This window comes from Lachnospira multipara ATCC 19207, from assembly GCF_000424105.1.
Lineage (GTDB): Bacteria > Bacillota > Clostridia > Lachnospirales > Lachnospiraceae > Lachnospira > Lachnospira multipara.
Genome location: NZ_AUJG01000001.1, coordinates 543,569 through 553,257, shown reverse-complemented (window position 1 = coordinate 553,257; position 9,689 = coordinate 543,569). Strand labels below are relative to the sequence as shown.

Genomic DNA, 9,689 nt, shown 5'->3' with positions numbered 1-9,689 from the left:
ATTCAAAGAGAATAGAAATATAAAAACTACCATCTCTTTCTTTAGACACAGTAGCTGATTTAATAATCCAGTCTTCCTCTGGAAATCTGTGAATTACAGCTTTTACCTTACCGATCTTAGGAAGCTTGATATATTTATTCTCTATGATAGCAACAGTGCCTTTTTGATTATTAGTGGTATAGCTATTTCTAGCTTTACGAGATTTGAATTTAGGGAAGCCATTTTTCTTTTTACGTTTTTTATCAAAGAAATTCTTGTAGGCTTTCTGTAAATTCATTTGTACATTGGCAAGAGCTAGACTGTCTATTTCCCTAAGATAAGGGTAATCGTTTTTATATTTGGCAGGTGTCACAGTGGGGAATTTGCCCGTAGCTTTGTAGCCGTCAATCTTATCAGAAAGCATAAGATTCCAGACCTTACGACAACAGCCGAAGGTCTTAGCAAACATAACTTCTTGTTCAGTTGTAGGATATACTCTGTACTTAATTGCCTTATTTGCCATCTTTCTTTCCTTGTGCTTGAATGTATTGTTTAATAATATCTACAGTAACACCGTCTGAGTAATACGATAGATTTATATTTATATTATACAATCAAATTACAAAATAGTCAAACAAATGTTCTTATAACAATTATATGTAACAAAAAATGCCGTGTTATTCGCAATTCATCCCACCACCTACACTTCGTTTAGAGGTGGGGGATTTCTTGCTCACGGCATGTTATATTTATAAACATTGCAATTCATTTCTTGAACTTCTAAGTTGCTGGTCGGATTGCCCAAATCAAGAGAAAAGACTAGAAAAAGATTAGATTTCCGGTCTTGGAAAAATTCAATAAATTTACAGCTAATCCAAATCACACAAAAAAGCCCCAAAAAGGCAACATATTCTTGCCTTTTCGGGGTTTTATAAAACTAAAATTGCCTATATGCGTAAAATAAGAGTGTAAAAGATGAAAAAACACAGAAGAAATCTTGGCAGAATTCATCGCATGCCCCAAGCTATGCTCCTTGCAAGCCTTTTGCCCAAACGAAATGCTTCCTCCAAATCTACTGGGAACTGCTTTTCCCGCATTTCTTTTTTATGTTCCTCACTGAAGCCTGCCATATTAAACTTGCTGTAATCATTCACCTGAAGCGTATCGCAAGCAGCATATACTTCTACATTTCCATTTAAAGCACGAAAAATCTGCTCTACCTCTTTTGCCTTTCCCAGGTAGCTTTGCTCGAAGTAAGCTTTAGACGCGTTCATAGTTAGGATAATCCCAACGTTTACTTTACCCTTAAAATAATTAGAGTAATCATCATACGACAGTGCGCAAAAATGCAGGCGTTCAATAAGTGCGTGTACTTGGCTGGTAATTTCTCCCAGATAAATTGGTGATCCGATAATCAGCGAATCCGATTGGAAGATACGATCAATGACTGAGGATAAATCATCCTTCCAAAAACATTTACAACGCTCTCCATCTTTTCGTTTGCAGGCCATACAACTTCGGCAGCCAGTAAACTGTAAATCATATAAATCGATATATTCTGTTTCAGATCCTGCTTCCCTGGCTCCCTTCTCTGCCTCTTTCAAAAGCATTGCAGTATTCCAGTTTTTTCTTGGACTTCCGTTAAAGATTATGGTTTTCATTTGCCCCTCCTTCATATATTCAACCAATTCTTACAGTTGTTGTGAGTGCACCCCTGTGTAATCTGTAAAAGTGGAAATGTTGGCCAATATGGATTTCTATAAACAGTCTCTGTAAAATGCATTTTAAATGCCTCCTCTAAAACCTTTAATGATACATAAGCTTCTCTTTTAGAATAAAGGCAAATCTTGTGCTAATCCACTTACAGAATTATAATAATGATAGAATTTCTTACATAAATACATTTTTGTAAGAAAGCTTACGATGACAACTCCCAGAATCCACTTTGGCAATACATGCATGAATACTTTGTTGACCGTTACTCTATCGAAGCTATGAAAATTCTTGATACAGATAGATTGGATACCCAAATTCTATACAGTATTCGTCTATACTGCTACGGATGTGTGGGGATGACAAGAGAATGGCTGATGAATGACAACATCACCCCAGCTGAAACTATAGTAGAAATGATGTTTCATTCTATGCCTGAGAATATAAGAAGAATCTTTTTTTAATATTTTTTACCATTCATAGTAGTACCTCCATATATCGCAAAATCTTTTTCTTAACATGTAATTGTTCTGCGTAATCCATTAAAAGATTGATATTTCTATTTTCATATTTTACGCTAAGGATATATAAATCATCTTCCCATTCATCTGTAATCTGATATAGTCCTCGACCAACTCTCATCAGTTTATTGTTATTTACATAAGATTTTAATGCTCGACGATCTCCGCCATAAGCTTCAACATCAGTAACTTTTACAAGGCCATCTGTCGATTCTGCAATTAGTTTTTCAATAACATTGTTCATTTCGCCACCACCTTTCACACATTAATTTTATATCGAATAATGTGTGAATGTCTATTTTTTTCATCTTCCACAAGGTGGATTCTGCCAAAAGTGATAACACTGGTGATGTTTAAAATCCAGTCTCCCTCTTTGTCTTCAAACTTAGTCATATATTTCACCTCAAACAAACTTTACAATGGTGTATATATTTGACACTAAATATACATAATTGTAAAGTTTTTCAATGACTATATTTTTGATGATTTTATTCAACCTGTGGTCACGATGACTACAAGTGACTTATTTCCTCTTCCACGGAATACATCTATTCACATTCTTATTGGCCTTTACTATCCTTGTGTAATAGCATAAACTACTCCTGTCTCATAAAGATTCTTATATATCCTTGTCGGATACAAACTAATATATGTATCAATAAGTTCTTTTGTAATATTTTCATCTTTAATAAGTTTCTCTAACTTATCAAGAATATTCTCTGATCTTCCATCCAGATATTTATCTATATCACTAAGAAAATCCAAAAACTGTAATGTATATACATTCTCTTCTGTAACTTCAGCCTTAGGCTTTCGAATGATAAATTTCTGTCCTTTAATATCAATCTCTCTTACTTTGGCACTGGCTTCATTCGTAACAATTTCTTGCACATAAGGAACCTGTAGAGAAAGTCCAATTTGATTAGCAAAAGTATATCCCGAATAGTATCCTCGTACTTTTCCTCTTCGATTAACATATTTACTTCTAGCAACGGCACTAGCTGATATCAGAGTTAAACCTTTCAACTTCATTTTTCCAGGCAAATAATAAACCCCCGCCTCATATCTACAAAGTTTACCGGAATCGCATAATTCTTTCAGTTTTGGGCGAAGAGAATTCCCCACCATATCTATATCAATGTCCACAGTGAAGATTGGTTCATATGGTTTAAAATTTTCAATCAAATATCCATATAACATAAATACACCTCTTTGCAATGGTTTTTTAACAGCATTAGTTCATTTCTGTTATATTTATAACAACACTTTTTAACCGTTAAAGTTAATAAACGTTATAATTTGCTCTTTTAATCAACTCCCTTACGGCTGAATATGTAGGCATACAGTCATATACTTCTCTAAAACAATAGCCATTACCATTTTATGTGTATTTACACGTTTTTAAGTAGTGGATAACCACAAAAAAAAACAACGCATAACCAATTTATCGATTTACGCTGTCTATACGAAAAATAATACTACCGATTATGTATTACTTTTTACCAAATAATTGGAATTTCAGCTAATGTACTGGTCAACATTTTGGGTAACATTTCAGACGGATAAATTAGCTAAATCTTAATTCCATTGGTGTTAAATTGTTATTATGAATATGACAATCATTCAAACCTTCACTCATCTGCTTTAACATATTTACGAACTTTCTCCAACCCTCCCATAGGAACGCAAAACTTCTCATTCCTTGGTGGCTGGCATGCCTGATACACTTCCTCCAGGTCGAACCACTCTACACTGTCTAGCTCTTCCTTTTGGATAGTAAGATTATCGATGCCAACTTCCTTGTCATAGACATAAACGAATGCAATTTCATTGTCCTTAAATAGCTTGCCATGGAATTCCTTTTCATACTGAATTGGAAATGTTCCTGCAAAATGCAAATCATCTGGATCTGCCTGAATGCCAAGCTCCTCCGACAATTCTCTAACAGCGGATTCCAATGGCTCATCTCCAGCCTGAATATGCCCAGCTGATGAAGTGTCATATCTACCCGGAAAAGAATCCTTATTCATTGCTCTCTTCTGTAAGAGAACCTCTGTCTTATCTTCCTTTTCACGAACCACCCATATATGAGCTGTTCTATGTCTAATGCCCTCAGCATGCGCCTGTGATCTGTTCACTGTCTCGCCTGTAGGCTGCCCATTTTCATCTACAATATCAAAAATCTCTTCTGCCATATTGCTCCCTTTTATCCTCATTCCTTTGCAAGAATCTTAAGACCTGCAATTCCAACTACAATAAGAATAACACAAATGACCTGTGAAACCGACAGTTTTTCAAAAAAATACGCCATTCCTCCACCTACTAAGACCTAACGGTAAAGGAATGACGTGAATCCCACTACTCGGTTTACCTATTCTATTTGGCATAAAACGTTCAATAATCTAGACTATCGTCATTCAGTAAGAAATCAAATAGTCCAATAATTGTTATACCTTGATCATTTCTCCACACCGGGAAGTTTCCACTCGTAATAATTATCTTCTTAAATGAATCAGGTATTTTAATAAGTGATGCCTGTTCTTGCTCTACCTTTTCCTGATTTGGCAACGCGTATGCAGACTGGATATAATATCGCTTACTGCCTTGATTAACAACAAAATCAACTTCTAGCTGTTTATGTGCTTTTTTTCCATTTTCATCAACTCGAATTTCAACCACGCCCACATCTACTTTGTAACCTCTGTATATTAGCTCATTATAAATAGCATTCTCCATCAAGTGTGTTTCTTCAAATTGACGAAAGTTTAAAAGAGCATTTCGCAGTCCCAAATCTGTATAATAGTATTTTGAAGGTGTTCCTATATATTTACGACCTTTAATATCATATCTTTCGCCTTTTTGTATCACAAAACTTTCGGTGAGATATTTTAAATAATTGGATATTGTTGGCATTGAAATTGACTTATCGCCACTACTATTAAATGTATCAGATATTTTCTGAGCATTTGACAACGAACCGATGGCCGATGCAATTACTTTCATTAAGGTTTCCATACCAGCAGCATCACGAATATCGTACCTTTCAACTATATCTCTAATATATATTTCAGAATTTAATCGCTCAAGATATGCTTCTTTCGATTCATTATCTGGTTCTGCTAAAATATGTGGCAATCCACCATAAAACAAATACTCTTGCCATGCTTCATATTTATCCTTTCCAGATGCAGGATAATACTCCGAAAAAGCCAACGGTGCAATATGAATTTCATCGCCACGACCTCTGAACTCTGTCAAAATATCAGAAGATAAAAACTTAGAATTACTTCCTGTAACATATACATCGACATTCTTTTTTCTAAGCAATCCATTTAAAACACCATAAAGTCTAATAGGTACATCTGGATTTTTCATTTCTTCCTTTGTAATTGCATATTGCGCTTCGTCTATAAAAACGTAATACTGCTTGTTTGAATCAGTTATTTTACTTTTGATGTACTCTGACAATTTTTGAGGATCACAATACTCTATATAATCATCATCATCTAATGGAACAGATATAATACATTCCTCAGCCACTCCATCTTTGATAAGATAATCATAATAAAGATTATATTGAATTTGCAATTTATAGCAATCACTATTTTAGAAAATTGGTACTAATACCTTTTTTCTAAAATAGCGAATATAAATGACATAATAATAGACTAGCACGAATAACAAGTGCAGCATAATACAAACTATTCATTTCGTTTTTCTACCATATTATGACATTGATTCCATGTCGTAATATAAAAGATCATATGTATAGCTATCTACCTGACCACATTTAGGGCATTTATGCTCAAAAAGACTGCTTTCCATCATATCCGCTTTTGCCTCAGGATTAAGTGTGGCATTAAGGCTCTGCCAAATAATAAACCCATCCTCATGTCCGCATTTGGAGGACTTTACCAATCAGATTCGTTATATCACATTGGTAAATAAGTTGGTAAAGTGACCTAATTCATAATCTTCTTCCTATACCGTCTATAAACCAAGTACGACACCACACTATCAAAAGCATTTCCTCCACCAAACATCAACGCAATCCCAATCAGTGTAGGAGTCCAAACTCCTGTCAGGAATAATACGAAGAACAAGCCATAATAGATGCTATTAGTAACCACTGATTCTAGTAACATATACTCTGTTTTACCCCGTCCATAGAAGGTTGCATCAAAAATATTTTGATATGCATATAATACATAAAATCCTAACAGCACCATTACCAAGCCAAACAACTTTTTCACATCATCAAAACCAAGTACATATCTCATAAATAGCTTGTAGGCAGGAATCAATACAATCCATAGTAAGCATATCACTGTTGTAATGAAGAAGTATCCCAATGTATTCTCTCTTACTGCCTTCTCACCTTTAGCTGTTTCCTGTTTGATAAGTTCAGCCAGCTGAGTAATCGGTAGCAAAAGCCATCCCCAGATAAAGTTATTGGCAACCCAATAAGTCCCTTGCTCTCCAACCATGTTTACCATTCGGGAAACCATCAGCATATAAGCAACATTTCTCACAAATGATTCTAAACCAGAGATTCCACCAATCTTGAAGAAATCTTTCATCCAATCAAATGATAATCTTTCCTTGGACCACAACGGATATCCACAACTCTGAATCAATGCAAATGCAATAACAAACAGCAACAGGTTAGAAATACAATTTGAAATGCCAATGCCATTAACTCCAAGCTTCATTGATACTGGAAGATTAGAAACCAACATCGTATCAAGAATGATACACATTACCAATTTAGCTCCCGTCATTATATATACCATTTTATCCTTTCCAATAGATACCAGCGCTACCAGTAGAAAGCTGTATAATATACCAAATACATTTGCCACGCACTCTATTCTTATGTAGGCCACCGACTCCTCAATGATATCTGTAGATACCGCCATAAACTGAAGTAATGGATTGATAAATGTAGCAACAAGCACCGAACAAACAGCATATACTCCAAATGAAACTAATAAACCGCTTCTAATTCTATTAGCAAAAGCCTTCTTATCCGTTAATGCACTTCCCATAAAAAAGTAAAGCGGCAATATGATTGCCTCATTAATCACTTCGTATATCAGATTAATCCATGACAACTGCCCAGCAATCGAATACGACCATTCTCCCGGAAGTGTTCCTAGGAAAAATGTCCGGAGTGTAGTGTACACTGTTGGGCAAAGTCCCATAAATAGTAACGCTATAAATAAGCGATGATCTATTCTTTTTAATGATTCTCTTACCTTATCTACCATATAACCTCCAAATGCTGCCTGCTTCCGAAACCATCCTTCTTCAAATCAGAATCCAGATAGTCATAAGTTGTCGGCACCACCTTGATCAGGTTCAAAGATGGCAATGCCCACATTCTTATTTTCCTTCAGGTCCTTGAACTTCAATCCACTTTCAGAGAAAAAGTAAAAGCAACTATCCACATAGTTATATTCAATCGGTGTATTGCGCACCATATCAGCAGAAGCTGTCGCCAGCGCACAAGTATTATGCGCACCAATGAAGCTTTCGATCCTTTCTTTTAAATCTGCTGCCTCCATGTGAACAATTTCTGAGTTCTCTCAACTCTTTATTATTTATATTAAACCTTAGGTTTGTAGTTGTCTTTACCCACAGCAGAATAAACATCCTGCCCCATCAATTGTTCAAAGTAATTTTTTAATTCTAAATTGGTATCCCATTTTTCCTGATCATAATAACCATAGCGACTTTTCACATCATTCATTCTATCAATGATGTCCATGACGCCTTCAGCACCACCAATAGAATCACAAAGTTGAATCAACTTATCATATTCATCAAAGTCGGTTTTAGCTAACTCGGTCTTTATAAGCTCTGTTTCTTCTTCGTTTGTATCGAAATTACCCACATATGCATCAATAGTTTTCCTATTGAACGAGTGAGTTAGACAAACTCTGGCAACCTCATCATATCCTAGTGACATCATATATGAATATCCGTCAAAAACATGTCCCAGATGACGTTTCCCAAACCTTCTTCCGATATCATGCAATAGACCAACCACATACGCCTTATCTGAATTCAATCCGCTCTTTTCTGCAATACATTGAGCACAATGAGCCACTGTTCTACTATGGTCTCCCCATGGTCCTGGATTTAGTTTTTCTGCTTCTTTAAGAAGCTGTTCAGCCTCGTCTCTTGTTGGATACATAGTACCTCCTCCCATTTCTTTTACACCATAAACTGGTAAGCCTCTCTCGGATTCCCATTCAAAAGATAAATAACACCACAATGCTTGAATCCATACTTTTCTAGTGCTTGCTCCGTGAAAACATATGGTAAATATCTACGTCCACCATACTCTTCACTTGAGGTCGCAAATTGCGACCTCAAGTTATCATATTCATCCTTTGTTAATTGAAAGCAACTCAAATAATAAATCCTGTCCTTCCGCTGTTGTATAAAGGTTTGCGCAAGATGTTACTTACAAGACTTCAATCGGAATATTAGGATATACCCCATTTAATCTGTTTCGAATTTTCTTTACAACCTCTGACGTTAATTCTTTAGAAAAGCCTCTTCCTCTCGTATCCAAAATAATCTTCTGAGTTGAACCTGCTGGAAGATTTTCTACTCTTGAAGTAACTTGCCTTTCTAATTCTGAATACAACGTATTTCTGCTGTTCTGACTCGCCAGATTATAATTCTTTACCTCTATTGCTTCAATCGATCCGTTTGCTTTTGTAACAACCACATCCGGTCTTGTTGCTCCAGCTGTATTTGCAGTCACCTTCTCTCCTGCTAAGTATGAGACCTGTTCATCTCCGCCATAAATACCCTTAGCATATACTTCAGATTCCCTTGGCGTCGGAATCGATGATGCTGTTCTTGCAGCTTTATGAATTTCAAGAGCCTTAGATGTTCCACCGGTTATCACTCCGGTAATTGCACCCCACTTAAAACCATCACTAGCAGAAAGTGCTGCTGCATCTACTGTTTGCTTGACATTCCCTGTCTGAACCCCGGTAACAAGGGCACTCGTGGCGCCACTGAGCAAACCTGTTGATAATGCAAAAATCGTTCCAGTCTTTGCAGATGCTGCAAAAACAGCTGATACAGCGGGAGCTCCTGCACCACCACTAATTACAGATACTGTTACACATACAAGAATTACGCCTGATCCTATTGCTACATTTTTTATTACCTGCTCATAGGTATCATCGTATTCCTCATATTTTGTAACGACAGTTTCGCCTGCATCATTGCATGTAAAAACAAATCTGTCTCCATCAAACTGGGCTTCTACTTCTTCTAACGTGTATCCAAAATAAATATTGGACTGTGAATTGTATGCCAATTCGTCAAGGTATTCCTTAGATATATATACAGCACTTACATCCTGAATAATATAGTCTTCACTATTAAACTGTGCCTCCAGTTCCGAGTACACACTATCTTCAACATATTGTAGTAAGTCCTCATCACTTA

The 9,689-nt window shown here is 36.0% G+C and carries 13 protein-coding genes; 1 reads left to right on the top strand and 12 read right to left on the bottom strand.

The annotated features are described in order from the left end of the window. Together G600_RS0102385 and G600_RS0102380 are read right to left on the bottom strand one after the other, a co-directional pair. On the bottom strand, positions 1 to 502 hold a 502-nt coding region (locus G600_RS0102385), incomplete at its 3' end, for an RNA-guided endonuclease InsQ/TnpB family protein (protein WP_027430501.1). A 484-nt stretch (positions 503 to 986) separates the two neighbouring features. Continuing rightward, a complete protein-coding gene (locus tag G600_RS0102380; protein ID WP_027430500.1) occupies positions 987 to 1,640 on the bottom strand; it encodes a flavodoxin family protein in 654 nt (217 codons plus the stop codon). Positions 1,641 to 1,877: 237 nt separating this feature from the next. On the opposite strand from G600_RS0102380, the gene G600_RS16215 reads away from it, so the two are divergent. Continuing rightward, positions 1,878 to 2,156: a TetR-like C-terminal domain-containing protein gene (locus G600_RS16215; protein ID WP_162141491.1), complete on the top strand. Its 279-nt coding sequence runs from the start codon at positions 1,878 to 1,880 to the stop codon at positions 2,154 to 2,156. A 13-nt stretch (positions 2,157 to 2,169) separates the two neighbouring features. Here G600_RS16215 and G600_RS0102370 read toward each other — a convergent pair whose 3' ends face one another. From G600_RS0102370 to G600_RS14895, 10 genes are all read right to left on the bottom strand, one after another. Continuing rightward, entirely contained in the window at positions 2,170 to 2,457 is a 288-nt protein-coding gene (locus G600_RS0102370) for a type IV toxin-antitoxin system AbiEi family antitoxin domain-containing protein (protein WP_027430499.1), read from the bottom strand. A gap of 329 nt (positions 2,458 to 2,786) precedes the next feature. Continuing rightward, positions 2,787 to 3,413 carry a DUF6088 family protein gene (locus G600_RS0102360; protein WP_027430498.1) on the bottom strand — a complete coding sequence of 209 codons (627 nt, stop codon included), beginning with the start codon at positions 3,411 to 3,413 and terminating at the stop codon, positions 2,787 to 2,789. A 431-nt stretch (positions 3,414 to 3,844) separates the two neighbouring features. Beyond that, positions 3,845 to 4,408: an NUDIX hydrolase gene (locus G600_RS0102355; protein ID WP_027430497.1), complete on the bottom strand. Its 564-nt coding sequence runs from the start codon at positions 4,406 to 4,408 to the stop codon at positions 3,845 to 3,847. Positions 4,409 to 4,607: 199 nt separating this feature from the next. Then, complete coding sequence (locus G600_RS13525) at positions 4,608 to 5,753, bottom strand: ATP-binding protein (RefSeq protein WP_242826338.1); 1,146 nt, start codon at positions 5,751 to 5,753, stop codon at positions 4,608 to 4,610. 186 nt (positions 5,754 to 5,939) lie between these two features. Next, a complete protein-coding gene (locus G600_RS16210) occupies positions 5,940 to 6,131 on the bottom strand; it encodes a CpXC domain-containing protein (RefSeq protein WP_027430496.1) in 192 nt (63 codons plus the stop codon). A gap of 44 nt (positions 6,132 to 6,175) precedes the next feature. Further along, positions 6,176 to 7,483 carry an MATE family Na+-driven efflux transporter gene (locus tag G600_RS13520; RefSeq protein ID WP_207637188.1) on the bottom strand — a complete coding sequence of 436 codons (1,308 nt, stop codon included), beginning with the start codon at positions 7,481 to 7,483 and terminating at the stop codon, positions 6,176 to 6,178. Between the two features lie 60 nt (positions 7,484 to 7,543). Then, positions 7,544 to 7,780 (bottom strand): pyridoxamine 5'-phosphate oxidase family protein, encoded by a 237-nt coding sequence (locus G600_RS0102330; protein WP_027430495.1) that lies wholly within the window; start codon positions 7,778 to 7,780, stop codon positions 7,544 to 7,546. A gap of 41 nt (positions 7,781 to 7,821) precedes the next feature. Beyond that, on the bottom strand, positions 7,822 to 8,412 hold the full coding sequence (locus tag G600_RS0102325; protein WP_027430494.1) for an HD domain-containing protein: 591 nt from the start codon (positions 8,410 to 8,412) through the stop codon (positions 7,822 to 7,824). 20 nt (positions 8,413 to 8,432) lie between these two features. After that, complete coding sequence (locus G600_RS16275) at positions 8,433 to 8,663, bottom strand: ORF6N domain-containing protein (RefSeq protein ID WP_081669376.1); 231 nt, start codon at positions 8,661 to 8,663, stop codon at positions 8,433 to 8,435. Between the two features lie 22 nt (positions 8,664 to 8,685). Next, positions 8,686 to 9,651, bottom strand: a complete 966-nt coding sequence (locus tag G600_RS14895; RefSeq protein ID WP_155885918.1) for a hypothetical protein — start codon at positions 9,649 to 9,651, stop codon at positions 8,686 to 8,688. Positions 9,652 to 9,689 lie beyond the last annotated feature (38 nt).